General features: G+C 60.2%; 24 protein-coding genes. 12 read left to right on the forward strand and 12 right to left on the reverse strand.

Annotation, left to right across the window (positions count from 1 at the left end; all coding sequences use genetic code 11):
* Positions 1-45: 45 nt before the first annotated feature.
* The 6 genes from AB7951_RS05315 to AB7951_RS05340 form a co-directional block, all read right to left on the reverse strand.
* Complete coding sequence (locus AB7951_RS05315; RefSeq protein WP_441255710.1) at positions 46-1,287, reverse strand: ABC transporter substrate-binding protein; 1,242 nt, start codon at positions 1,285-1,287, stop codon at positions 46-48.
* Positions 1,288-1,463: 176 nt separating this feature from the next.
* Positions 1,464-2,699: an ABC transporter substrate-binding protein gene (locus AB7951_RS05320; protein ID WP_120291776.1), complete on the reverse strand. Its 1,236-nt coding sequence runs from the start codon at positions 2,697-2,699 to the stop codon at positions 1,464-1,466.
* Positions 2,700-2,855: 156 nt separating this feature from the next.
* Positions 2,856-4,091 (reverse strand): ABC transporter substrate-binding protein, encoded by a 1,236-nt coding sequence (locus tag AB7951_RS05325; protein ID WP_120291773.1) that lies wholly within the window; start codon positions 4,089-4,091, stop codon positions 2,856-2,858.
* Between the two features lie 159 nt (positions 4,092-4,250).
* Positions 4,251-5,474, reverse strand: a complete 1,224-nt coding sequence (locus tag AB7951_RS05330; protein WP_120291771.1) for an ABC transporter substrate-binding protein — start codon at positions 5,472-5,474, stop codon at positions 4,251-4,253.
* A 231-nt stretch (positions 5,475-5,705) separates the two neighbouring features.
* Positions 5,706-6,254 (reverse strand): sigma-70 family RNA polymerase sigma factor, encoded by a 549-nt coding sequence (locus AB7951_RS05335; RefSeq protein ID WP_068735058.1) that lies wholly within the window; start codon positions 6,252-6,254, stop codon positions 5,706-5,708.
* Positions 6,254-6,451 (reverse strand): NepR family anti-sigma factor, encoded by a 198-nt coding sequence (locus tag AB7951_RS05340; protein ID WP_120291769.1) that lies wholly within the window; start codon positions 6,449-6,451, stop codon positions 6,254-6,256. The genes AB7951_RS05335 and AB7951_RS05340 overlap by 1 nt, the downstream gene beginning before the upstream one ends.
* A 237-nt stretch (positions 6,452-6,688) precedes the next feature.
* Between AB7951_RS05340 and AB7951_RS05345 the strand changes: the two genes are divergently transcribed.
* The 5 genes from AB7951_RS05345 to AB7951_RS05365 all read left to right on the forward strand — a co-directional run bounded on the left by AB7951_RS05345 (position 6,689) and on the right by AB7951_RS05365 (position 11,690).
* Complete coding sequence (locus AB7951_RS05345; RefSeq protein WP_068735059.1) at positions 6,689-7,489, forward strand: response regulator; 801 nt, start codon at positions 6,689-6,691, stop codon at positions 7,487-7,489.
* A 315-nt stretch (positions 7,490-7,804) separates the two neighbouring features.
* Positions 7,805-8,635: an ABC transporter ATP-binding protein gene (locus AB7951_RS05350; protein WP_120291931.1), complete on the forward strand. Its 831-nt coding sequence runs from the start codon at positions 7,805-7,807 to the stop codon at positions 8,633-8,635.
* Between the two features lie 13 nt (positions 8,636-8,648).
* Positions 8,649-9,551 carry an ABC transporter permease gene (locus tag AB7951_RS05355; protein WP_439062751.1) on the forward strand — a complete coding sequence of 301 codons (903 nt, stop codon included), beginning with the start codon at positions 8,649-8,651 and terminating at the stop codon, positions 9,549-9,551.
* Positions 9,548-10,678, forward strand: coding sequence for an ABC transporter permease (locus AB7951_RS05360; protein WP_439062746.1), 1,131 nt, complete (start codon positions 9,548-9,550; stop codon positions 10,676-10,678). The genes AB7951_RS05355 and AB7951_RS05360 overlap by 4 nt, the downstream gene beginning before the upstream one ends.
* Positions 10,679-10,709: 31 nt before the next feature.
* The gene (locus AB7951_RS05365) at positions 10,710-11,690 is read left to right on the forward strand and encodes an ABC transporter substrate-binding protein (RefSeq protein WP_120291765.1); all 981 of its coding nucleotides are present in this window, start codon (positions 10,710-10,712) and stop codon (positions 11,688-11,690) included.
* A gap of 9 nt (positions 11,691-11,699) precedes the next feature.
* Here AB7951_RS05365 and AB7951_RS05370 read toward each other — a convergent pair whose 3' ends face one another.
* Positions 11,700-12,611, reverse strand: coding sequence for a LysR family transcriptional regulator (locus AB7951_RS05370; protein ID WP_120291763.1), 912 nt, complete (start codon positions 12,609-12,611; stop codon positions 11,700-11,702).
* Positions 12,612-12,813: 202 nt separating this feature from the next.
* Between AB7951_RS05370 and AB7951_RS05375 the strand changes: the two genes are divergently transcribed.
* From AB7951_RS05375 to AB7951_RS05390, 4 genes are all read left to right on the forward strand, one after another.
* Positions 12,814-14,148, forward strand: a complete 1,335-nt coding sequence (locus AB7951_RS05375; protein WP_120291927.1) for an acyclic terpene utilization AtuA family protein — start codon at positions 12,814-12,816, stop codon at positions 14,146-14,148.
* A gap of 2 nt (positions 14,149-14,150) precedes the next feature.
* Positions 14,151-14,480, forward strand: a complete 330-nt coding sequence (locus AB7951_RS05380) for an AtuA-related protein (protein ID WP_120291761.1) — start codon at positions 14,151-14,153, stop codon at positions 14,478-14,480.
* 62 nt (positions 14,481-14,542) lie between these two features.
* Positions 14,543-15,769 carry an ABC transporter substrate-binding protein gene (locus tag AB7951_RS05385; protein WP_089265434.1) on the forward strand — a complete coding sequence of 409 codons (1,227 nt, stop codon included), beginning with the start codon at positions 14,543-14,545 and terminating at the stop codon, positions 15,767-15,769.
* Between the two features lie 376 nt (positions 15,770-16,145).
* The gene (locus tag AB7951_RS05390; protein WP_147421711.1) at positions 16,146-16,505 is read left to right on the forward strand and encodes a hypothetical protein; all 360 of its coding nucleotides are present in this window, start codon (positions 16,146-16,148) and stop codon (positions 16,503-16,505) included.
* Between the two features lie 21 nt (positions 16,506-16,526).
* Here AB7951_RS05390 and AB7951_RS05395 read toward each other — a convergent pair whose 3' ends face one another.
* The 3 genes from AB7951_RS05395 to AB7951_RS05405 form a co-directional block, all read right to left on the reverse strand.
* Complete coding sequence (locus AB7951_RS05395; RefSeq protein WP_120291755.1) at positions 16,527-17,006, reverse strand: phage holin family protein; 480 nt, start codon at positions 17,004-17,006, stop codon at positions 16,527-16,529.
* A 92-nt stretch (positions 17,007-17,098) separates the two neighbouring features.
* Positions 17,099-17,470: a DUF883 family protein gene (locus AB7951_RS05400; RefSeq protein WP_120291753.1), complete on the reverse strand. Its 372-nt coding sequence runs from the start codon at positions 17,468-17,470 to the stop codon at positions 17,099-17,101.
* Between the two features lie 75 nt (positions 17,471-17,545).
* The gene (locus AB7951_RS05405) at positions 17,546-18,655 is read right to left on the reverse strand and encodes an AI-2E family transporter (RefSeq protein ID WP_120291925.1); all 1,110 of its coding nucleotides are present in this window, start codon (positions 18,653-18,655) and stop codon (positions 17,546-17,548) included.
* A gap of 235 nt (positions 18,656-18,890) precedes the next feature.
* Between AB7951_RS05405 and AB7951_RS05410 the strand changes: the two genes are divergently transcribed.
* Both AB7951_RS05410 and AB7951_RS05415 read left to right on the forward strand, forming a co-directional pair.
* The gene (locus AB7951_RS05410; RefSeq protein ID WP_120291751.1) at positions 18,891-19,682 is read left to right on the forward strand and encodes a L,D-transpeptidase; all 792 of its coding nucleotides are present in this window, start codon (positions 18,891-18,893) and stop codon (positions 19,680-19,682) included.
* A gap of 39 nt (positions 19,683-19,721) precedes the next feature.
* Complete coding sequence (locus AB7951_RS05415) at positions 19,722-20,354, forward strand: DUF2865 domain-containing protein (protein WP_120291749.1); 633 nt, start codon at positions 19,722-19,724, stop codon at positions 20,352-20,354.
* 24 nt (positions 20,355-20,378) lie between these two features.
* Here AB7951_RS05415 and AB7951_RS05420 read toward each other — a convergent pair whose 3' ends face one another.
* Positions 20,379-22,472, reverse strand: coding sequence for a methyl-accepting chemotaxis protein (locus tag AB7951_RS05420; protein ID WP_120291747.1), 2,094 nt, complete (start codon positions 22,470-22,472; stop codon positions 20,379-20,381).
* Positions 22,473-22,678: 206 nt separating this feature from the next.
* A complete protein-coding gene (locus AB7951_RS05425; RefSeq protein ID WP_120291923.1) occupies positions 22,679-24,772 on the reverse strand; it encodes a methyl-accepting chemotaxis protein in 2,094 nt (697 codons plus the stop codon).
* 372 nt (positions 24,773-25,144) lie between these two features.
* Between AB7951_RS05425 and AB7951_RS05430 the strand changes: the two genes are divergently transcribed.
* Entirely contained in the window at positions 25,145-25,300 is a 156-nt protein-coding gene (locus AB7951_RS05430) for a Thivi_2564 family membrane protein (protein WP_086937086.1), read from the forward strand.
* Positions 25,301-25,411 lie beyond the last annotated feature (111 nt).

Consider the following 25,411-nt stretch of genomic DNA (forward strand, 5'->3'; position numbering starts at 1 on the left):
TTGACGCGGGCCTCACGTATTTTCCGTTATGTGGAATGAGGGCGATCAGCCGCCTACATCAGCGCTAATGACCTCGCCGAACAGCTCCCATTTATCGCCTTTGAAACGCATCAGCTGAAGCTGGCTGATCGGCGCAAAGTCGGTCGCAGATGTGTTGATCTTGATGCCGGGCAGCAGCACCTCGGTTCGGAAGTCCTTCAGGCTGGCCGCCTGCTTCATGACGTTTTCGCGGGTCAGGTTGTCACCGCACTTCTTGAGAACCTCAACCAGCGTCTGGGCGACCCCGTAACCGGTGACGATCAATCCATCGAGCTTGTTGCCTTCCGGAAAATCTTTGTCGAGGAAGGCGAGAAATTCCTTCATGCCGGGGTCGTTGTTCCACTGGGTGTCCGCGACGTCCTTCAGATACGCTGCGGAAATAATGTCCTGCGAGTTTTCGAAGCCGGCCGGCTTCATCACGCTGCCGATCGAGTTGGACACGTTGTTGAGGAAGTGCATCGGCTTCCAGCCGATCTCGGCGGCCTTCTTGATAGCCTGCGCCGCAAATTTCGGCGTCGTGATGTTGACGAATACGTCGGCGTTCAACGACTTCAGCTTGACGATGTGATTGTCGATGGTCGGCTCGGAGGTCTCGTAGCTCTCCTCCACTACGATCATCGAGGCGGCCTTTGCGCCAAGGCCGTCCTTCAGACCTTTGAGATAGTCCTTGCCATAGTCATCGTTCTGGTAAAGGACGGCAATCTTCGCGCCGGGCTTTTCCTTCAGAAGATATTTCGCATAGATCTGCGTCTCGCTCTGGTAGTTGGGCTGCCAGCCCATGGTCCAGGGGAAGTCCTTCGGGTCGTTCCACTTCGTGGCGCCGGTGGCCACGAACAGTTGCGGCACCTTCTTGCTGTTCATGTATTTCTGGATCGCCGAGTTCGGCGGTGTGCCGAGCGAGTTGAACACCAGCAGAACTTCGTCCGATTCCACCAGCTTGCGCGCCTGCTCGACGGTTTTTGGCGGCGAATAGGCATCGTCATAACTGATGAAGTTGATCTTGCGGCCGTTGACGCCGCCAGCAGCATTGATCTTCTTGAAGTAGGCTTCCTCGGTCTTGCCGATCGCGCCATAGGCGGAGGCGGGTCCGCTATAGGGCATGATGTTGCCGATCTTGATTTCGGTATCTGAGGCGCCGGTGTCATATTTTTTCTGGGCGAGCGCCCCGGTGGCGGACGCGGCGAGCAAAGCCCAGCCAACCAAATAGGCGGCTGAAAACGCGGCTAGGCGCAGACGAATTACGGGCATTTCTGATCTCCCTGATCAATTGTGATGTGTCACGTTTCTTGACAAGGAGCTCTGCGGCTCCTGAGAGCATTCAACACCCGCCTGCATTTCGCAGCAAGAAAAAGCCCCCGCGACGATGTCGCGGGGGCGGTATAATTCGTGTTCGCTGATGCAGCAGAACTGCTGCCGCAGCCGAGCTATTGCGTGACGGCGTCGGCGCTGAAGATCTCGCCGAAGCGCTCCCACTTGTCGCCCTTGAAGCGCTGCATCTGCAATTGCGAGATAGGCGCGAAATCGGTGGGCGAGGTATTGATGGTGATGCCCGGCAGCAGCGTGTCGGGGGTAAAGTCCTTCAGGCTGGCGGTCTGTTTCATGACATTCGCCCGAGTCAGGTCGTCGCCGCACATCTGCAGCACCTTGACCAGCGTCTGCGCAGCACCATAGCCATAGACCGTGCTCGAATCCGCCTTGTTGGCGTCCGGCATGTATTTGTCGAGGAACGCATTCCACTTCTTCATGCCGGGATCGTCCTTCCACTGCGAGTCGGTACCGTCCTTGGTGTAGGAGGCCGACAGCACGCCCTGCGCATTGTCGAAGCCGGCGGGTTGCATCACGGCTCCCACGGAGACGCTGACATTGGCGAGGATCTGCAACGGCTTCCAGCCAAGCTCGGCGGTCTTCTTGATAGTCTGTGCCGCGAATTTTGGCGTCGTGAAGATCATTAGCACGTCGGGGTTCGCAGCTTTCAGCTTCACTACATGAGTGTCAATGGTCGGCTCGGCGATCTCGTAGCTGTCCTCGATGGCGATCATCGATGCTGCCTTGTCGCCGAGGCCGTCCTTGAAGCCCTTCAGATAGTCCTTGCCGAAATCGTCGTTCTGGTAAAGCACGCCGATTTTCGCGTTCGGCTTCTCCTTCAGAAGATACTTCGCATAGATCTGCGCTTCGCTCTGATAGGAGGGCTGCCAGCCGATCGTCCACGGGAAGTTCTTCGGATCGTTCCACTTGGTGGCGCCGGTGGCAACGAAAAGCTGCGGCACTTTCTTGCCGTTCAGATATTTCTGGATCGCGGTGTTCGAGGGCGTACCCAGTGGATTGAACACCACCAGCACCTCGTCGGATTCGACCAGCCTTCGCACCTGCTCCACGGCTTTCGGCGGCGAATAGGCGTCGTCGTAACTGATGAAATTGATCTTGCGTCCGTTGATGCCGCCCTGTGCGTTGATCATATTGAAATAGGCGGTCTCGGTTTTGCCGATCGTTCCATAGGCAGATGCGGGGCCGCTGTAAGGAATGATGTTGCCGATCTTGATTTCAATATCGGTGGCGCCGGTGTCGTATTTCTTCTGCGCGAGCGCGCTGGACACACTGGCGGCCAGAAGCGCCATAGCAGCAGGCAGTGCTGCAAGGCGCATGGATCGTGCGAGCATCATGGATCTCCTTGATCATTTCTTCCCAAGTCTTTGTTGGAGTTCTGCGACTCCTGTTCGCATTGAATACCCCTGATGCGCCGGTCACAAGAATAAGCCCCTGCGACCAAATCGCAGGGGCTCCATTGTTTTGGTGGTGCAGTGCAAAGTGCTGCGGTACTAGTCCGGCGCAGTCGTGTCGGCATTGATCACCTCGCCGAACAGCTCCCACTTGTCGCCCTTGAAGCGCATCATCCGCAACTGCGCGATCGGCGCATAGTCGGTGGCCGAGGTGGAGATGGTGATGCCCGGCAGCAGCGTGTCTGGCGCGAAGTCCTTCAGGCTTGCCGCCTGCTTCATGACATTCTCGCGGGACAGGTTGTCGCCGCACATCTCCAGCACCTTCACCAGCGTCTGCGCGGCGCCATAACCGTAGACGAGGCTGTTGTCGGTGCGGTCGGCGCCCGGCATGTATTTGTCGATGAAAGCCGACCATTTCTTCATGCCCGGGTCGTCCTTCCACTGGGAGTCGGCGCCGTCCTTGCGGTAGTCGGCCGACAGCACGCCCTGCGCATTGTCGAAGCCGGCGGGCTGCATCACTGCTCCGACGGAAACGCTGACATTGGTCACGAGCTGTAGCGGCTTCCAGCCGAGTTCACCGATCTTCTTGATGCCCTGGGCTGCGAATTTCGGCGTCACGAAATGGACGACGACATCGGGATTGAGCGACTTCACTTTCACGATGTGGGAATCGATGGTCGGCTCGGAAATCTCATAGCTCTCTTCCGCGACCAGCATCGTGGCAGCCTTGGCACCCAGCGCTTCCTTGAACGCCTTCTGGTAGTCCTTGCCGAAATCGTCGTTCTGATAGATCACCGCGATCTTGGCGTCCGGCTTCTCCTTCATCAGATATTTTGCGTAGATTTGTGCTTCGACCGCGTAGCTCGGCTGCCAGCCCATCGTCCACGGGAAATGCTTCGGATCGTTCCACTTGCTGGCGCCGGTAGCGACGAAGAGTTGCGGCACCTTCTTGGCATTCATGTATTTCTGGAACGCGGTATTCGACGGCGTGCCGAGCGAATTGAAGATGAACAGTGCCTCGTCGCTTTCGACCAGCTTGCGGGCCTGCTCGACCGCCTTCGGCGGCGAATAGGCGTCATCGTAGGTTATGAAATTGATCTTGCGGCCGTTGATACCGCCCTGGTCGTTGACCATTTTGAAATAGGCGGTTTCAGTCTTGCCGATCAGTCCGTAGGACGAGGCAGGGCCGCTATACGGCATAATGTTGCCGATCGTGATTTCGGTGTCAGTGGCGCCGGTGTCGTATTTCTTCTGGGCCAGCGCGCTGCCGCTGGCCGCGACGCTGAGGGCCGCGGCAACCGATAAAGCCAGTGCGCGCGATCGGATCGAAGGCATTTCAGAACTCCCTGATTTTTATTCGTCTTGTTTTGCGGCCTTTGCGGCTCCAGCCGGATTGAACACCGTTCGCGTGTATGCGGCAACAAAAAGCCCCTCGCGATGACACCGCGAAGGGCTGCTTTATTGGGCAACGGATATGCCGTCCCCCGGTATAATTCAGCGGCTGATCTCGCCCGAGATCACAGGGCCAAATAACTCCCATTTGTCGCCCTTGAAGCGCATCATCTGCAACTGTTCGATCGGGTAGAAATCAGTCGCGGACGTGTTGAGCTTGACACCCGGCAGCATCGTGTCCGGCGCGAAGTCCTTCAGGGTGGCGGCCTGCTTCATCACATTGGCGCGGGTGAGATCGTCGCCTGCCTGCTTCAGCACCTGAACCATGGTCTGAGCTGCGCCGTAGCCATAGACCACGGAGATGTCGTTGCGGCGGGCGTCCGGCGCGTATTTTGCGAGGAAGGCGTAGAAACGTTGCATGCCGGGGTCATTGTCCCATTGCGGGTCGGAGCCGTCCTTGGCGTAATAAGCCGACAGGATGCCTTGGGCGATGTCCTGTCCGGCCGGCTTCAGCACGGAGCTGATCGATGCGCTGGCATAGCCCTGGATGTAGAGCGGCTTCCAGCCGAGTTCGGAGACCTTGCGGATACTCTGGACCGCCGACTTCGGTGTCGTGACGCTGATGAAGGTATCGGCGCCAGAGGCTTTCAGATTGATGATGTGGCTATCGATGGTCGGCTCGGTGACCTCATAGCTTTCGGCGGCGATCAACATGCCCCCAGCTTTGTCGCCGAGACCATCTTTCAGGCCCTTCAGCACGTCCTTGCCGAGGTCGTCGTTCTGATAGAGCACCGCGATCTTCGCGTCGGGCTTTTCGTTCAGCAGATATTTCGCATAGATGCGGCCCTCGCTCTCATAGGGCGGCTGCCACGCCATCGTCCACGGGAAAGCCTTGTGATTGCCGAAATAGGTTGCGCCGGCGGCGACGAACAGTTGCGGCACTTTCTTGATGTTGAGATATTTTTGGATCGCCGCATTGGACGGTGTGCCGAGTGGGTTAAACACCACGAGCACCTCGTCCGATTCCACCAGCTTGCGGGCCTGCTCGACGGCCTTGGCCGGATTGTAGGCATCGTCATAGCTGATGAAATTGATCTTGCGGCCGTTGATGCCGCCCTGATCGTTGATCATCCGGAAATAAGCGGCCTCGATGATGCCCGCGATGCCATAGGCCGAAGCCGGCCCGCTATAGGGCATGATGTTGCCGATCTTGATCTCGGTGTCGGATGCGCCGGGATCGTATCGCTTCTGCGCGAGGGCATGGCCGGCGCAGGCGATGCTCAGTGCGGCGGCAAGCGAGATTGTTCGTGGTCGAAAGGCAGGCATCCCGGGTTGGTCCTCGTACAGCAGTCGCGAGGCGTTAATGGCATGTGCATCAACAAAAATCCCCGGCGATGTGAGCGCGAGGGGCACTTTCTGTGTGGCGGAAAGATGGTGGCGGTTCCTTCGCCCCGATTGCGGAAGAAGTCGTTGCGCTGCTGATACACTCATACCAACTCGCACAAAAAAAAGCGGCCACCGAAGTGACCGCTTGTCTTGCCTCAATTGCGGATCGAACTAACCGCCCGATCCGCCGATCACTGCGCGGACGGTATCGTCCGGGCCGAAGTCTTCCGCGCCATCCACGTAGAGAAGAGCGCTGAGCTTCGAACGCGCGCGGTTGACGCGGCTCTTGATGGTGCCGACGGCGCAGCCGCAGATCGTGGCCGCGTCCTCATAGGAGAAGCCCGATGCGCCGACGAGAATAAGCGCTTCGCGCTGATCCTGCGGAAGCTTCTCAAGCGCCGCGCGAAACTCCTCAAATTCCAGATGGGCGTTTTGTGCCGGCTGGGTCTTCAGAGTCTTGGCATAGCTACCGTCCGCATCCTCAACTTCCCGTCGCCGCTTGCGATAGTCGGACCGGAACAGGTTGCGCAGAATGGTGAACAACCACGCAGGGAGATTCGAGCCGACCTGGAAGGAGTCGATATTGGCGAGAGCGCGCAACAGCGTTTCCTGAACGAGGTCATCGGCCCTGTCACCGTTGCCGGAGAGCGAGATCGCGAAGGCGCGCAGGCTAGGCACCGACGCCAGAATGTCGTCGCGGAGTGAGTCTGTGAGAGGCATTATTCCCCTCCTTCATTTTTGCCGGGATCGCCAACGATCTGGGCTTGAGCCTCAGCCCCGTCCAGCTTGCGGATCAGCTCCGCAAATCGGTCCGGCACGCCCTGTCGCACGACATCGTCGTACATAGCGCGCAACTGATGCCCGATCCGTGACTGGATTTCGGCGTTTAATCCGCCCTTTGGCTTCACATCTTTCATGACCCGTTCCACATTCCCCAGAAGACATGTCCCTGGAATTTGAGAAATTTTCTTGATTTTTGAAGCCTTTGCGGCGTCTGTCGGCGATCTAATGCGGAGCGTGGCCGAAAGTTCCGACCCGATGGAACTTTTGTCTGGCTGGGGCGTAAACAAGCACAACGAGGGAGCCGGATTGTATCCGAATACCCCTTCGACTTTGACGTAGAGTCGTCTTTGACCAGACAGGATGGAGTGGGGATGTCCCGATCACAGCTCGTAGCTGAACACTTGCCGCTGTTGCGGCGCTATGCCCGCGCCCTCACAGGTAACCAGGCCTCAGGCGATGCCTATGTAGGCGCCATGCTGGAAGCGTTGCTGCAGGACCAGTCGTTGCTCGACGAGCAACACGGAGCCCGTGCCGGCTTGTTTCGCCTGTTCACCCAGATTTGGAACTCTGTCGCCTTGAACGACAATCCGGACGTCGCGCCGCTGCAGGCCGCGTCCGAGAAGCGCATTTCCAACATCACCCCGCTGCCACGACAGGCCTTCCTGTTGCTGTCGCTCGAAGGCTTCTCGGAAGAGGAAGTCGCCTTCGTACTCGATGCTGATGTGGCGGAAGTGCGTACACTGGCCGATACGGCCGGCCGAGAAATGGCCGCTGAGATCGCCACCGACGTTCTCATCATCGAGGACGAGACCTTCATCGCGATGGATCTCGAAAGCCTCGTGAAGAATCTCGGTCATAACGTCATCGGCGTTGCACGCACTCATGCAGATGCGGTTGCGCTCGCAAAGAACAAGAAGCCCGGCCTGATCCTCGCCGATATCCAGCTCGCCGATGGCAGCTCGGGTCTCGATGCGGTGAACGAGTTGCTGCGTATCTTCGAAGTGCCGGTAGTCTTCATCACCGCCTATCCGGAGCGTTTCCTGACTGGCGAACGTCCGGAGCCGGCCTTCCTGATCTCGAAGCCGTTCCAGCCCGCGATGGTCTCGGCCGTCGCCAGCCAGGCGCTGTTCTTCCAGCGCAACTCAAAGAACAAGACAGCCAAGGCATCCTGATTTCAAGGCGCCCTAACTTCGGGCGTCCTGATCTCGCTGGTATTGATTGACATCGAAGCGGCTAGGCCATGTGCCCGGCCGCTTTCGTTTGGCCAGAAGCCATCCAGAGCGCGCCGGATGATACCTGCTCAATAAGTCCTCTTCGCTTGCGCAAACTATCAGCGGGCAGAAGGAGGGGGCTGACAGTATTGTGTTGATGCAGCGATCAATGCCGATATCATCCCTCGATAAGCGGCAAATTGCCACGTCCCGCAGGGCTCATAGGCTTTGACGGGCTGGCGGGGCTGCGTGACCCTTCTGGTCGAACCGGTGCGCATGAACTCAACTGCCGACGCTGAACCTCATATCTATCAATCCACAGTGACACGCCCCGTTGCGGTCGATGTCAGCAAGGTGTCGCTCACTTTCGATACGGCCGACGGCAAGGTCGAAGCGCTATCCAATGTCGATCTGCAAATCAGTGGCGGGGAGTTCGTCTCCTTCATCGGTCCCTCCGGCTGCGGCAAGACCACGCTGCTGCGTGTGATCGCGGATCTGCAGCAGCCAAGCTCTGGGAGCGTCACTGTCAATGGCATGAGCGCGGAGCAGGCGCGGCTCGGGCGCAATTACGGTTATGTATTTCAGGCGCCGGCGCTGTTTCCCTGGCGCAGCATCGAGGCCAATCTCAAGCTGCCGCTGGAGCTGATGGGCTTTTCGCCGACCGAACAAAAGCAGCGCGCCGCGCGCTACCTCGACCTCGTCAATCTCACCGGCTTCGAGCGGAAATTTCCCTGGCAGCTCTCCGGCGGCATGCAGCAGCGGGTTTCCATCGCACGGGCGCTGTCGTTCGATCCCGAATTGCTGCTGATGGACGAGCCGTTCGGAGCACTGGATGAGATCGTGCGCGATCATCTCAACGAACAGCTCCTGCAGCTCTGGGCCAAGACCCGCAAGACCGTGTTGTTCGTGACGCATTCGATTCCCGAAGCGGTGTTTCTTTCCACCAAGATCGTGGTGATGTCGCCGCGGCCGGGCCGTATCACTGATATCATCGACTGCAATTTCCGGCGCGACCGCACGCTGGAAATTCGCGAGACGCCGGAATTCATGGCGATCGCGCAGCGCGTGCGCACCGGGCTGCGCGCCGGACATTCCTATGACGAGTAGCACGGTGGATACGATGCCGGTCGCGCGTGCGGCATGGCGCACGCATCCGCTGGTCAAGGGTAGCGCGCCGGTGGTGACCATTGTCGCGGTGCTGATCGTCGTCTGGTACATCGGCGCCGTGCTGATGAACCTGTCGCTTGTGCGCGGCGGCTTCGAGCGCGAGGAAGCGCCTTACACGACGATGGAATTGCTGGAAGGCACCATGAGCGCGGAACGGCCGCTGCTGCCGGCGCCACATCAGGTGGTAGGTGCTTTCATCGACGGCGTGTTCGGCTATGCGCCGACGGCGCCGCGTAGCCTCGTCTATCATTCCATGGTGACGCTGTCGGCGACGCTGCTCGGCTTCGCGCTGGGCGCGCTGCTCGGCATCGTGCTGGCGCTCGCCATCGTGCACAGCCGCGTGCTGGAGCGCAGCCTGATGCCGTGGATCATCTGCTCGCAGATGGTGCCCATATTGGCGCTGGCGCCGATCTTCATTGTGGTGCTCGGTGCCATCGGCCTGCAGGGCCTGCTGCCGAAATCGATCATCTCGGCCTATCTGAGCTTCTTCCCCATCACCATCGGCATGGTGAAGGGCTTCACCTCGCCCGATCCGATGCAGATGGATCTGATGCGGACATGGTCGGCGACATCTAGGCAGGTGCTGTCGAAACTGCGCTGGCCCTCGGCGGTGCCCTATCTCTTTGCCAGCCTCAAGGTCGCCATCACCATCTCGCTGATCGGCGCCATCGTCGCTGAACTGCCGACCGGTGCCGAGGCCGGCATCGGCGCGCGCTTGCTGGCCGGCTCGTACTACGGCCAGACCATCCAGATCTGGTCGGCGCTGTTTGCCGCAGCCGTTTTGGCTTCTGGTTTGATCGCCATCGTCAGCTATGCCGAACGCAAGGTGGCGCAGCGGATGGGGGCGCGGGCATGAATCGTCGCCAGATCCGCCTGGGCTTCATCATGTCGGCGGTGTGCGTGCTGATCACGCTGATGCTGCCATTGCCGCTCTCGGGTGTGCCTGTCGCCGCGCTGATGGCGCGCCCGCTGACGTTTCTGCTGACCGGCGTCATCGTGCTTGTGTTCGCTTTCGCTGCCGGCTTCCGTGGCCTGCCTGCCATAGTGATCGGGCTTGTCGGGGCAGGCATCACTGCGGATATGACACTGATGCTGCTCCGCGATCCCTTGATCGCCGGCGATGCGGCATCAGGCTTCTGGATGGTCGTGATCGGCGTCTGGCTGGCATCTTGGATCTGCGTCGTCGCGCTGGCCGGGTTGAAGCCGCGCAACAGCGCCTTTCGCAAGGTCATCGATCTCGCCATTCCGCTGCTGTTCGGTGCGGCCGTGTTCTATCTCTGGGAAGTTGTGGTGCGCGGGGCGGGCGTGCCGCCGGTGCTGCTGCCGTCGCCGAGCGCAGCTGCTGCGAAGTTCATGGCATCACTGCCGATACTGGGCGCGGATTTCGTGCAGACCTTCATCCGCGGCGTGCTGATCGGCTACGCCATCGGCTGCTCCGCAGGATTGCTGGTCGCGATCCTCGCACATCGCTTCGAATTTCTCGGCCGCGGGCTGCTACCCTTGGGTAACTTCTTCTCGGCACTGCCGCTGGTTGGCGTCGCGCCCATCATGGTGATGTGGTTCGGCTTCGACTGGCCGTCGAAGGCCGCCGTGGTGGCGCTGGTGACATTTTTCCCGATGCTGGTAAATGCGCTGGCCGGCCTGCAAGCGGCCGGCGACATCGAACGTGACCTGATGCGCTCCTACGGCGCGAGCTATGCCCAGACTCTGATCAAGTTGTATCTTCCCGCTGCTCTACCTTTCATCTTCAATGCACTGAAGATCAATGCCACACTTGCCCTGATCGGGGCGATCGTCGCGGAATTCTTCGGCACGCCGACGCAAGGCATCGGCTTTCGTATTTCGACGGAAGCCGGGCGCATGGCGCTCGATATGGTGTGGGCGGAGATCGCGCTCGCCGCGATCGCGGGTATGGCGTTTTATGGACTTGTTGCGCTGGCCGAGCGCGCGACCACGTTTTGGCATCCATCCATGCGAGCCTAAATCGGCAGGTTCGCCAATTCCGGAGTTGGGCATGAAGAAGATCATGGCACTTGGCGCGGCGATGACCCTGTCGCTCGGCTCTGCGCAGGCAGCGGACAAGGTCACCGTCCAGTTGAAGTGGGTCGCGCAGGCCCAGTTCGCTGGCTACTTCGTCGCCAAGGAGAAGGGCTTCTACAAGGAGGCCGGGCTTGACGTGACCATCAAGCCGGGCGGTCCCGACGTCGCCCCGCCGCAGGTGATCGCCGGCGGCGGTGCCGATGTGGTGGTGGACTGGATGCCCTCGGCGCTGGCTTCGCGCGAGAAGGGCGTGCCGCTGGTCAATATCTCGCAGACCTTCAAGAAGTCCGGACTCGAACTCACCTGCCGCGCCGAGACCGGCATCAAGAAGCCGACCGATCTGAAGGGCAAGGTCACCGGCGTCTGGTATGGCGGCAACGAATATCCGTTCCTCTCCTGGATGTCGAAGCTGGGCTACAAGACCGATGGCTCGCCGGCGGGCGTCAAGATCATCAAGCAGGGCTTCAATGTCGATCCGCTGCTGCAGAAGCAGGCCGATTGCGTGTCGACCATGGCCTATAACGAATATTGGCAGGTGATCGACGGCGGCTACAAGCCGAGCCAGCTCACCGTGTTCAAATATGAGGACGAGGGCGTCGCCACGCTGGAGGATGGTCTCTGGGTGCTCGACAAGAACCTCAAGGATCCCGCCTTCGTCGCCAAGATGGCGAAATTTGTGAAGGCGTCGATGAAGGGCTGGGACTATGCCAAGGCCAATCCCGACGAAGCCGTGAAGATCATCCTGGCTGGCGACTCCACGGGCGCCAAGACTGCCAAAGACCAGAAGCGCATGATGACCGAGGTCAGCAAGTTGCTCGGCGATGCCAATGGCAAGCTCGACGTCAAGGACTATGATCGCACCGTTGCGACGCTGATGTCTGGCGGTTCGGATCCCGTGATTACCAAGAAGCCGGAAGGTGCCTACAGCTTCGCAGTCTATGACGCGATGAAGTAATCGCGGGTATCAGCGGCGCGCGAATAACGGCTGCGCGCCGATTGATTTGGCGAGGTGATCGCCAAAGGCTTCACTGATCGGCGGCAGCGTGCGGCCGGCTTTCTTGATGATGGTGATGGCCCGCGAGAAATCCGCGACGTCGATCTGCCGCGAGCGGAGGTCCGGCTCCGCGCCGATCTCGCGAGCGGAGCCGGGCAGGATGGTGATGCCCAGGCCGGCGCGGACCATGGCGATAGCCGTCATCATATAGGTCGCTTCGCAGGTCGGCTGCGCGATGTGTCCCGCGATCAGGAAGGCGCTGTCGACGACCGCGCGGACGCTGGTCGCGGGATCCATCAGCACCAGCGGATATTTCATCAGATCCTCGATGGTGACCTTGCGGATGCCGCCGATCGGGTGCTTCGCCGGAAACACCACATGCATGCGGTCGCGCACTTCGAGCAGCACGTCCACGTCGTGACCGGTGACGCTGCCGCCCATGATGCCGAGATCGACCTCTTCTGAGCGGACGAGGTCAAGGACGCGGTTGGCGATCACGTCCTTCAGGACGAAAGATGCGCCGGGCTGCAACTCGCGAAACGACTTGATGGCCTCGGGCAGGGCACCCGCGGCGACCGAGGGAAGCGCCGCGATCCGGACGACGCCCCGGCGCTTGGCCGCGATATCGCGAGTATCCACGACGACGGCATCGAGATCGCGGATCATGCGCTGAAACACCGGCAGCAGTTCGCGGCCGACCCGCGTCAGTTCGACGGAGCGGGTGTTGCGATCGAACAGTTTCACCTCGAGGGTTTCTTCGAGGCGCCTGATCTGAACCGTCAGCGTCGGCTGCGCCAGATGCAGCAACTCCGCGGCGCGGGTGAAGCTGCCGGCTTGGGCAACGACGACGAAAGACCGGATCTGCCGGAGATTCACATCCATAGATGATTTCTATCAATGGGATAGAATTAATTCAATTGAATAGAGGGAAGCTTCTGGCTTCAATGCGCCCAAAGCGACATGCGCGTGATCGCCTGCTCGGGCCTGTGGCGTGTCCGTCAAAAAGCGATCGGGAGATGGGCATGCGGCGATCGCGTTATTCGCGATGTGACTGCAGGCAAGTTTGATCCAGGGAGAACTGCTCGTGCGCACCATCAGGATCGGATCTGGTGCCGGCTATTCGGGTGACCGGATCGAACCGGCAATCGAACTCGCCGAAAGCGGCAACCTCGATTATCTCGTCTTCGAGTGCCTTGCCGAACGCACCATCGCGCTGGCCCAACAGGACCGCTTGAAGGATCCGCAGGGCGGCTTCGATCCGCTGCTCGCCGACCGCATGAAGGCGGTGCTCCCGATCTGTCGAAAGAATGGCGTCAAGATCGTCACCAATATGGGCGCGGCGAATCCCGTCGCGGCGGCGCAGGCGACGTGTGACATCGCCAAGGCGCTTGGTCTGACCGGATTGAAAGTCGCGGCAGTGACTGGCGACGATGTGCTGGACCAGGCGCGAAATTCCGACGTTGCGCTGGACGAAGGCGGTTCCGTCAAAGCTCTCGGTAACCGCGTGATCTCAGCTAATGCCTACACAGGCGCAGCCCCCATCGCCGAGGCGCTGGCCGGCGGTGCGGATGTCGTCATTACAGGGCGGGCGGCCGATCCGGCGCTGTTTCTCGGGCCGCTGGTGCATGAATTCGGCTGGGCGATGGAGGACTGGGATTTGCTCGGCAAGGGCACCATGGTCGGCCATCTCCTCGAATGCGCCGGCCAGATCACCGGCGGCTATTTCGCCGATCCCGGCGTCAAGGACGTGCAGGGTCTCGCGCGGCTTGGTTTCCCGATCGGCGAGGTGCGCGAAGACGGCGATCTCGTCGTCACCAAGGTCGCGGGGTCCGGCGGGCAGATCACGCGTGCGACGGTGGCGGAGCAGTTGCTCTACGAAATTCATGATCCGACCCGCTATTACCAGCCGGATGTGGTTGCCGATTTTTCGCAGGTGCGTGTCGAGGAGGTCGGACCGGATCGCATCCATGTCACAGGTGGAAGCGGAGCGCCGAAGACGGGCTTGCTGAAGACGTCTGTCGGCTATCTCGACAGCTATATCGGTGAGGGCGAGATCTCCTATGCTGGTGCCAATGCCGTGGCGCGGGGGCGTCTGGCGCTTGAGATTGTGCGCGAACGCCTCACGCTCACCGGCGTGAAGATGACGGAGAGCCGGTTCGACCTGATCGGCGTCAATGCGCTGCATGGTGACGCCCTGGCCGAAGGCCGTGATCCCTATGAAGTCCGCATCCGCGTCGCCGGGCGTACCGACTCGCTCGCAGAGGCCGTGAAGATCGGCAACGAGGTCGAAACGCTCTACACCAATGGACCCGCCGGCGGCGGCGGGGCCTGGAAATCGGCACGCGAAATCGTCGGCGTCGCTTCGGCTTTGCTGCCCGAAACTGTCGTGACGTCATCAGTCACATTCATGGAGGTCTGACCATGAAACTCCGTGAGATCGCGCATTCACGCAGCGGCGACAAGGGCGACACGTCCAATATTTCTGTCATCGCTTTCGATATGGGGGAATTCGCGTTTCTGGCCGAGCATGTGACCGCCGATCGCGTCGCGGACCATTTCGGCGACACCATCACCGGCACCGTCACGCGCTATGAATTGCCGGCGCTCGGCGCGCTGAACTTCGTGCTGACGGGCGCGCTCGGTGGCGGTGTTGTGCGATCGCTCGCGCTGGATACGCACGGGAAATCATTCAGCTCTGCGCTGCTTGAATTCGAGCTGCCGGCCAAAGGAGCGTCATCCGGCTCACCATGATCTTCGTCACAACAGGACGACGATACTTTCATACCAAAAAACTAAAAACGGGAGGACTATTGATGAAGCGACGTACATTCCTAGCTGGCCTCGGTGCAACCGGCGTCAGCGCTGCAGTTTTTTCTCCGGCGATCGTTCGTGCCGCTGCGGATACTCCACTGAAGTTTGGTGTGCTGTCCGACATGACGGGTCTGTTCGCTGACAATGGCGGGCAGGGCTCGGTAGCGGCAGCGCAGCTCGCGATCGAGGAATGCGGCGGCAAGGTGCTTGGCAAGGCGATAGAGCTGATCCAGGCCGACCATCTCAACAAGCCCGATGTCGGGGGCAATATTGCGCGCCAGTGGTATGATCAGGAAGGCGTCGACGTCATTCTCGACGTGCCGGTGTCGTCTGTTTGCATCGCCGTGCAGACCTTCGCCAAGGACCGCAACAAGATGTTTATCACGTCGGCGGGCGGTTCGGCGGATCTCAGTGGCAAGTTCTGTTCGCCGAACTTCATTCAGTGGACCTACAATACTTACGCGCTGGCCAATGTCGCCGGCAAGGCGATGCTTCAGCGCGGTGGGGACACATGGTTCTTCGTTGTGGCGGACTATGCCTTTGGTCAGGCGCTCGAGCGTGACGTGACGGAAGTTGCCGTGAAGGGCGGCGGCAAGGCGCTTGGCCGTGCGCCGCATCCGATCAACACGGCGGATTTCTCCTCGCAGCTTCTGACGGCCAAGTCGTCGGGCGCCAAGGTCATTGCCATCGCCAATGCCGGCAGCGACACGCAGAATGCCATCAAGCAGGCAGAAGAGTTTGGTTTGATGGGCGGTGATCAGAAGATGATTGCGCTCTTGATCGACGTGAATGACATCCGCAGCGTCGGATTGAAGAGCGCGCAAGGCCTGCTGGTGACGTCCGGCTTCTACTGGAACATGGACGACCGCACGCGTGCATTCTCCAAGCGCTACGCTGCCAAGATGGGCAAGCCGCCGAGCATGATGCAGGCCGGTGTCTATTCCTCGACGCTGAACTACATCAAGTCGGTGGAGGCCGCGAATACCAAGGATCCTGCCGCCGTGGTCAAGGATCTGCAGGGGCGTACCTTTGACGATGCCTTCCTACGCAACGGCAAGCTGCGTCCGGACAATCTGATGGTCCACGACATGTATCTTGCCGAGGTCAAGAAGCCTTCCGAGGTCACCGATAGCTATGACGTGTTCAGAATCCTCGCCACGGTGAAGGGCGAAGACGCGTTCTCGCCGCTCTCGGCGAGTGCATGCCCAATGGTGATGAGCAAGAAGTAAGCCGAGCAGATAACTCTATGAACCGAGCGTCGCGGGCAGGGAAATACCTCTGCCCGCGATTCTTTCGAAGGGTGAGATAGCCTTACCTATCCCTCAAAAGAATGCGGGGTGCAGCTGGCATCACCACAGCTCCACCCCGCGTCGCCGGTCAATTGGGGCAGGGGACGACCGGCTCCCGGGAAGACGCGCGAGGGTGAAAAGCGTTCCCGCGGGCGTCAAATTATTTAACACACGGTTAAGTGATCGCCGTTCTTGAACCTAGAGCCTTGACGCACGTTCCTACTATGAGCGCCACGCAACGACGCGGCGCAGGGCAGGCGAGGCTCACATGTCAAAGGTATCCAGCTTGGTCTTGGGAATGGTCGCCGGAGCGACCATGTTCGGCGCCATCCAGTATGCTTCCGGCAATGATCTGCGGGGCACGTTGACGGATTCAGACACGACTGCGTCCAGCGGCGTCAACCGGGCTCCCAAGGGCGACCGGGCATCACTAATTACCACACAGAATGAGCAGAGCCAGACTCTCTCGTTCCGCGTTCAGGGACTGTCGGATACGTCGGTCCTTCTGCGGATGGGCGTCGCGCCCGTGGTGGCTCCAACCAAAAATGAAGCCGTCAATATCCGGCCTCTTCCCATGAATGCCAAACCGCAGCGTGCGGCGGTGGGTTGCGAACCGCCTGTGAGTGTGCTCAGCGAGATGGCAAAGATGCTGCAGCCGGGTCGTTGCGTGACCTGATCTTCACGCTGACAATTTAAATCAATCGTCGGCGACCTCATCGGGGTCGCCGGTTTCATTCGTATCATCATCTGCCGCAGTGCTGCTGCGATTGGCCATATAGCCAAGTGCGACGCCGACCAGCGCTAGCAGCGGAATAACCTTCTTGAGGCCGAGCGTGCGCGCGATCTGAATGCCGGTCGCCACCAGCATCGGATCGATCAGCGGCGCATTCGCAGCAGCTCTGGCCGCTGCGCGCGCCGCGGCTGCTGCGCGCTCGCGGGCCTGCTTCTGCTTGGTCGCATAGATCTGTGCGAAGATCGCCGCGATGACCAAAAAGATGCCGGCGATGGTGAGGCAGGCCTCAACGACGCCGTAGCGCTGCATCACCGTGATGAAAGCCGCCGCACACAGGAAACACAGTGCCATAAAGCCGGCAACACCAGCCAGTGCCATGAGTGAAGTCATGCGCAGGCTGTTGCCCGTGCTGTTCTTCAGGTCGTCGATGATACTCTTCAGCATGAAAGCCCCCGAACCCGAACTCTAAAATACAAAGAAAACTGACGGCACCATTAGGCACCGCCAGTCATCACATCTCAATTCTGCGCATGTGCTCAGCGGCGCCAAGCCATCCCGATCAGCACGCCTAAGCCGAGCGCCAGGCCGACTGCAGCCAATGGGCGCTGGGTGATGCTGTCTTCCAGCGTTTCCTCCAGTGAATAGGCTGCGTCATGCGCAGCATCGTAGGCCGCGCTGCCGCGCTCCCGCATGTCGGACATCATGTCTTCGGCGTCCGCACGGGCTTGCTTGACGCCGCGGCGGGCTTGTTTAGTAGCTTGGCCGGTAAAGGCATTAAGCGCGTCGGTGATCTGGTCGGTCAGGGCTGCAACATCGTTTTTCACGGCGGTGAGATCCTTCTGAAGGCGGCTATAGGTTGCTTTGTCGGTCAGTTTCTTGAGTTCATCCAGGCCATCGATATCCGCCATGCGAAGCTCCCCTGATACTGAAAATCCAATGCAGAAACGCCCGGTTAGACCGTAGGTTCCATCAGTAGAGCTGGATTAATCCGGCGGCAACTGCGGCGAATTGATCGGCATCAAATGCTCTTTCAGGATCAGCCCGACGATCAGGATCGGCGCCGCCAGGAAGCCGCCCATCGGGCCCCAGAGCCAGGTCCAGAACGCCAGCCCGATGAACACCGCCAGCGCGTTGAGTTGCAATTTGCGTCCGATGATCGTGGGCGTGATGAAGTGGCCTTCCATGAAGGTGAGGCCGACGAACAGCAGCGGCGCGATCATGCCTGCGGCGATCGTCTCCGACGAAATGATGCCGACTGCGACCAGGATGACGAACATGGCGACGGGGCCGATGATCGGGAAGAAGTTGAGCGTGGCTGCCAGCGCGCCGAGGCCGGCCGGGTTGGGCATGCCGGTGGCCGCGCAGATCACGCCGGTGGCAATGCCGACTCCGAAATTGATCATGGTGACCATCAGCAGATATTCGCCAAGACTGGTCTCTATGGCATTGAGAATGCGCAGCGTCCGCAGCCGCCATTCGTGATCGGCGAAGTTCATCACCAGCGCGCGGCGCAGGTCTTTCCAGCTTGCGATGAACAGCACCAGCGTGGCGAAGAACAGCAGGAATTCGGTGAAGGTTGGCGACAGGAATTCGACGGTTGGCTGCACCCAGTCGATCTTGGGCAATTCGAACTTTGTTGTCGCAAGCGTTTCGGCGCTGCTGAACATGCTCTGTATCTGGTGCCAGAGCGCCAGCGGTCGGTCGAAGACATGCAGCTTGTTCTTGAGCAGCGAACCTAGTTCGGGGAGCCGCGTCGTCCATTCCATCAGCGGGGACGAAATAAGCCCCACGATGAAGGCGAGCCCGGCGCAGACCAAGATAACGATCAGGACTGCCGAGACGGATCGCGGAATGCGGCGCTTTTCGAGAAAGCTCGCTGCGGGCGACAACATGGTGCCAATGATGAAGGCTGTCACGATTGGCAGGAAGAATGCCTTGGCGACATAGAGCACCGTAATCACGGTGATCACCAGCATCGATACCAGCGTGAAAGCAACCACTTCGGCACGACGGAACACCGGCGGCTGCTCGATCTTGCTCTCGGGCACCGGCGTGCCTGCAGGCTTTTCGGGGAGAGCGCGGACTTCACTCATGAGCTGTCCCGACATGCCGCCATTTGGTCGCGCAGACCGCGTTCGCGCGTCAGATCGCTGACATGCGATCGGGCTTTACAACACGAGCATACCGCAAAAGTTCCGTCGCGATTTCGTGATGGTTCCTTGGTTGACAAATCATTCGGTGAACGCCCGCGGGGAGGGAACCGTGAGGCTTCGGCGCAGTTGGTTGCGGTCATCACGACGATGACGCGTCGCCAAACGGGGCAGTCACATGTCACAGGCATCATCTGGAAACCGCAAGCTGTCGCTGCGTCTCACAAGCGCGCTCGTTGTTGCAGCCACTCTGATCGTTGCTCCGCCGTTCATCTCCAGCGCATCGGCGCAGGTGATGAACTATGCACCGGCTGCGCAAAGCGCGTTTCCACCGGACGACGACGTGATGGCTGCACCGCGGGTGCGGGAAAATATGGATGCCGCTCTCCCCGAGCGCCTGCGCCGCGCTGAAGTCGGCTATATGACCCGCGAAGCGCCGGGCACAGTGATCATCGATACCGGCAATACCCAGCTTTATTATGTGCTCGGCAACAACCGCGCGATTCGCTACGGCGTCGGTGTTGGCCGCGAAGGATTCACCTGGTCCGGAACGCAGACTGTCACGCGCAAGGCGGAATGGCCGGATTGGCATCCGCCGCAGGAAATGATTGCGCGCCAGCCCTATCTGCCGCGCTTCATGGCTGGCGGCCCCGGCAACCCGCTCGGTGCCCGCGCGATGTATCTCGGCTCCAGCGCTTATCGCATCCATGGCACCAATGATCCGTCAACCATCGGCAAGTTCGTGTCGTCGGGTTGTATCCGCCTGACCAATGAAGATGTGCAGGACCTTTTCAGTCGCGTCAGCGTTGGGACCAGGGTTGTGGTGCTGCCGAAGTCCGTTGCCCCACACTATGAGGCGCGCACGGCTCCGGCACCGCGCAGCGTCACATCGATCTCGGTTCGCCCTGCCGGCGTGCAGCAGGCTCCGGGCCGTCAGGCGATGAACCTTTCCGCGTCGTCGCTCTACTGAGAGTCGATCATTCTGCTTTGATGCCGCGTTGGAGGCCCCATGACCCGATTTCCAGGACAACGGATGGCTCTCGGCGCGGTTACGGCGATTGTCATGCTCGGTGCCGCCCCAGCGCAGGCACAGGATTTCTTCTCGGCATTGTTCGGCGGGATGGCGCGTGGTCGTGGCCCGGATATCTCGCTCCCTTTCGTCAATGAAGGTCCGCCGGTGCAGGAGCAGCGCCCTCGCGCAGCAAGCGGCGGGCGTCAGGCTTTTTGCGTGCGCACGTGCGATGGGCGTTACTTCCCGATATCAGCGACCGACAGTCAGAGCCGCGCGGCGTCGTGCAATAATTTCTGTCCGGCGAGCGATACCAAGGTTGTTTATGGCAGCAGTATCGACACGGCGGCGACCGAGAGCGGCAAGCCCTATTCCGAGCTGCCGAATGCATTCAAGTATCGCACCGAACTGGTGGCCGGGTGCACCTGCAACGGTAAGGACCAGATCGGTTTGGCACCGGTGAAGCTCGAGAACGATCCAACACTGCGCAAAGGCGATATCGTCGCCGGTGCCGATGGGCTGATGGTCACTGGCCGCGGCGCTGACAAACGCGGTGCATCGCTGAACATGTCGCCGGTGTCGCCGTCGGTGCAGGCGAAATATGAGCGCATGCCGGTCGTGGCGCGGGAATAATCCGCGCCACGTGATCGATTGCGCTTAAGCCGCGCGGATCTTCCCGAGGAAGTCCGTTACCTGAGTACCGAGCTGGCGTGTCTGCGTCGCCAGGGTCTCTGATGCCACCTTCACATCCTGAGCGGCTGCACCGGCTGCGTCGGCGTCGGCACTGACTCCGCTGATATTGTCCGACACGTTGCGGGTGCCATCGGCCGCCTGCTGGGTGCTGCGGGTGATTTCCTGCGTCGCCGCGCCCTGTTCTTCGACCGCAGCCGCAATCGCGGTGGCGACTTCATTCACTTCGCCGATAATGCCGCCGATCGACTTGATGGCTTCGATGGCCTCATTGGCGACCTTCTGGATATCCGCGATCTGTTCGGAAATATCCTCGGTCGCCTTGGCCGTCTGGCTGGCCAGCGACTTCACTTCGGACGCAACGACCGCAAAGCCCCGTCCGGCATCGCCGGCGCGCGCAGCTTCGATGGTGGCATTGAGTGCTAGCAGGTTGGTCTGCGAGGCGATGTCGTTGATCAGCCCGACGACTTCGCCGATCCGGTTCGCTGTCTGGGCGAGGCCCTGAACGGTATTGTCGGTCTGCTGTGCCTGGCTGACGGCGCGGCTGGCGATGCCGGCCGCATGCGATGCTTGGCGGCTGATGTCGTTGATCGAGGCACTCAGCTCCTCCGCCGCAGCGGCAACGTTCTGCACATTCGCTGAGGCTTCGCCGGAGGCGCGCGCAGCATCTTGCACGCGGGCATTGGTCTGGCTGGACACAGTGGCCATGCCGTCAGATGTCGTATTCATTTGGTCAGAGGCGCTGCCAAGGGCGCCCAGCGTGTCGCGCATCTGGATCTCGAACATGCCGATATACTGCTCGACGGCCTGCTGGCGCTGGCTCGCATTGGCATTGCGATGGCGTTCCTGCGCCTCGATCTCGGCTTTTTCCATCGCCTGCTTTTTGAAGGTCTCCAGCGCACCGGCCAGCCCGCCGATTTCATCCTGGCGATCGGCATAGCCGGCATCGACGGTGAGATCGCCGCCCGCCACTTTCAGCATCGCGTCGCGGATGGTGAGCAGCGGCGTGGTGACACGGCGCGTGATAGTGACTATGGCGCCAACGACGAGCATGATGGCGGCCCCCAGTAGCACCAGTTGCAGGATCAATGAGCGTTGCGCAGCAGACCACTGCACAAGGCTGTGGTTCTTGGCCTCGTCCAGCGCGCGTTCGGCTACGACCACGGCTGTGCTCATCTTGTCGACGGTGAGCGGTGTCCAGGCCGTCGCCGGCATTTCGGGCTTCTCGCCGGTTGCGACAGCCTGAATCAGGCGGTCGCGCAGTGCCAAGTATTGAGGATCGAAATAGGATGCTTTCGCTGCGGCAAGGGCCGTGATGAGACCTTGCGGCAGTTCAGTTCCCGACGATGCGATGTCCAGCGCATTCCATCCAGTTTCGATGCCGCCCGTCAGCTTCACATAGCTTCGCTGCAGCTCCGGCGAGATCTTGTTGACCGCGAGCGCGTTCGACACAATGACGGAGGCGTCGCCCGATGTGTTGCGCATCAGCCAGGCCATCTGCTTGATCGACAGCAATTGATCGATCACCGGATCGTTGTGGGTTACGGCGGCGGTGAGGGCTGACGAGACTTTTTCAAGCATGGCCAGAACGGAATCGACATTGTCCTGGAATTCCTTGGCAAGGCCGGCGCGGCGCGAGGCCTTCGGCTTGCTCATCTGGTCCCAGGATTCTGTCTGCAGCGCGATCAAGGCCTGCATCAGCCGGTTAAACTCGGGCACCAGCGTTGCCTTGCCGGGGAAGTCGGCGGTGACCAGCAATTCTCCTGCTGCTTTCATTGCCGGCATTTCAGCGCCGCGGATACGGCGCAGATAGGCCTCGGTATCGGGCTGGATCACGACATCGGCGTTCAACGTGCGGAACGTCGTGGACCGGTCGGTGCGCAGATTGTGCATTGCCTTGAACACATGGCCGGATGCCTCGGCGATCGTCGACATGCGCCCCGCGACGTTGAGGCGCCCATATGATTCCCACGCGCTGAGAACGAGGAATGTGACGACACAGACCGCCATGATGGCGATCACGGACTTGAGCAATGCGGAAACGGTCAATCGATGAAGCACAATGAATCCCCCAAAAAATATTTTGGTATTTAAGGCTGCAATTGGTAAATATTCACGCTCATGCTCGTTCTGATAAATTCTTTTCTAATATCGCCACTTAAGGTAGAAGATTGTCGTGCCCGGCGCTGCTTCAACAAAAAAAGCCCCGACAATGCCGGGGCTTTTGATACTTGTCAGGGCTCGATGACGTGACTGATGAGGCCTGCCTAGGCAGCCCGGATCTTGCCGAGGAAGTCCGTCACCTGAGTGCCGAGCTGGCGCGTCTGCGTGGCTAGCGTTTCCGAGGCTACCTTCACATCCTGCGCGGCAGCGCCAGCGGCGTCCGCATCGGCGCTCACACCAGCGATGTTGTCCGACACATTGCGGGTGCCATCGGCGGCCTGCTGCGTACTTCGGGTGATCTCTTGTGTCGCGGCTCCCTGTTCTTCGACGGCTGCGGCGATGGCGGTTGCTACTTCATTGACTTCGCCGATGATGCCGCCGATCGACTTGATTGCCTCGATGGCCTCATTGGCGACCTTCTGGATATCTGCGATCTGCTCGGAAATATCGTCGGTTGCCTTGGCGGTCTGGCTGGCCAGTGACTTCACTTCCGACGCGACGACCGCAAAGCCGCGTCCGGCCTCGCCAGCGCGCGCGGCTTCGATAGTGGCGTTGAGCGCTAGCAGGTTGGTCTGCGAGGCGATATCGTTGATCAACCCGACCACCTCGCCGATCCGGTTGGCGGTCTTGGCGAGGCCTTGGACGGTGCCGTCGGTTTCCTGCGCCTGATTGACGGCGCGACTGGCGATTCCCGCGGCGTGCGCGGCCTGCCGGCTGATATCGTTGATCGACGAGCTCAGCTGTTCGGCGGCCGAGGCGACATTCTGCACGTTCAGGGAGGCTTCGCCCGAAGCTTTTGCGGCGACCTGCACGCGGGCATTGGTCTGGCTGGACACGACCGCCATGCCATCCGATGTGGTGTTCATCTGATCGGACGCGTTGCCGAGCGCGTTGAGCGCATCGCGCATCTGGACCTCGAAGGTCCCGATGTGCTGTTCGATGGCCTGCTGCCGCTGGGTCGCGTCGGCGTTGCGATTGCGCTCCTGCTGTTCGATCTGTGCTTTCTCCTTGGCCTGTTGCTTGAAGGTCTCCAGAGCGCCGGCGAGCGCGCCGATTTCGTCTTTCCGTTCGGAATAGCCGGCATCGACGACGAGATCGCCTGCGGCGACTTTCAGCATCGCATCGCGAATGGTGTGCAGCGGGGTGATGACGCGGCGGGTGACGGCAACCATGCTGCCGAATGCTATGCCGAGCGCGGCTGCGAGCAGCGCCAGTTGCAGGATCAACGCGTGCTGCGCGGCAGTCCACTGCGTCAAGGTGTGGCTTTTGGCTTCATTCAGCGCTCGTTCGGCGACTGTAACTGCACTGGCCATGCGATCAACGGTGATTGGAGTCCATTCGCTCGCGGTGATTTCGGGCTTTTCGCCGCTCACCAGCGCGTTCATGACGCGGTCACGAAGGGCCATATATTGCGGGTCGAAATAAGCCACCTTTGCAGCAGCCATGGTTGCAGCCAGGTTGGGCGGCAGCTGCATTCCAGACGCAGACAATTCCAGCGCATTCCAGGCGGCATCGATGCCGCCAACAAACTTGGTGTAGGCGAGCTTATTCTCAGGTGTAGCGCGCCCGACAGCAAGGCCGTTCGCGACGAGAAGGGATCCTTCGCCGGCGGTGTTGCGCAACAGCCAGGCTGCCTGTTTGATCGACAGTAATTGATCGATCATGGGATCGTTGTGGTTCACCGCAGCGGCGAGCTGGGCCGACACTTTCTCCAGTGTTTCAAGCAGCGCCTGCGTGGTCTCCATATACTCCTTGCCGAGGGCTGCGCGGCGCGACGCCTTCGGCTTGCTCATCGCGTCCCAGGACTCGGTTTGCAGAGCGGTCAGCTTGTTGACCAGCTGGACCAGCGTCGGGTGCAGCGTCTTTTGATCGGCGAATTCGATGGTGGCAATGAGGTCAGCCGCTGCTCGCATCGCCGGCATCTCGGAATCGCGAATGGAGCGGAGATATTTTTCTCCGTCCGGCTGAATGACTGTCTCGTTGTTCAGGTTCCGGTTCGTCGATGCACGGTCAGTGCGCAGATTATGCATCGCCTTGAAGGCATTCGCGGAGGCGTCCGCAATTACCGAGATGCGGCTGGCTGAACGTAGCCGCCCGTAGGAGCCCCAGGCTGTCGTTGCCAGAACGGCGACCACGCAGAGCGCCATGACCACGATGACAGATTGAAGCAATGCGGAAACGGTCAATCGATTGAACATCATGAATCCCCCAAATATTTGATTTAGTAAGGCTTCAAATGGTAAATATTTCCGATTGCACACGTATCATGAAATAGGTTTGAATGCGGCTACTTTAGGTGGTTGGTGCGTAAGCGTTCTTGCGGCACGGCGAAGGACGATGCCCGGCGATTGATCGGTTCTGCTTCTCCGCACGGGTTCGGCACTCCGCTGTGGCGCGGATTCTACGTGATCGTCGGTGACCTGAGAGCCAGCTTGCGTGCCTAGTTTGGCGAGGTTCTTTTGTTCCGGTCCGGGAACCCAATGCTCTCGCCCACGTTGGATCACTGTTGAGCAGCTGCGGCGATGGCCGGGGCTGCAATTCATTTCCATTGAGTCTGGGGGGATACGCACATGCTCGTCGGCGTCTTGATCACTTTTCTCGTCGTCATTCTCATTCTGTACTTGATCAATCTGTTGCCGATTGACGGCCGCGCGAAGCAGATTTGCCGCGTCGTCGTGATCATTCTCGGTGTGATCTCGTTGCTGAAGTACATCGCGGTTTTCTAGCGAGATGAACTAACAAAAAAGCCCCGGCGGTTTGCCGGGGCTTTTTTGCTTGCAGCCGATGCGATCGACATTCTCTCATTCGTCATGGCCGGGCTTGTCCCGGCCATGACG

The sequence above is a fragment of the Tardiphaga sp. 285_C5_N1_2 genome (genome assembly GCF_052076065.1).
Classification (GTDB): Bacteria; Pseudomonadota; Alphaproteobacteria; order Rhizobiales; family Xanthobacteraceae; genus Tardiphaga; species Tardiphaga robiniae.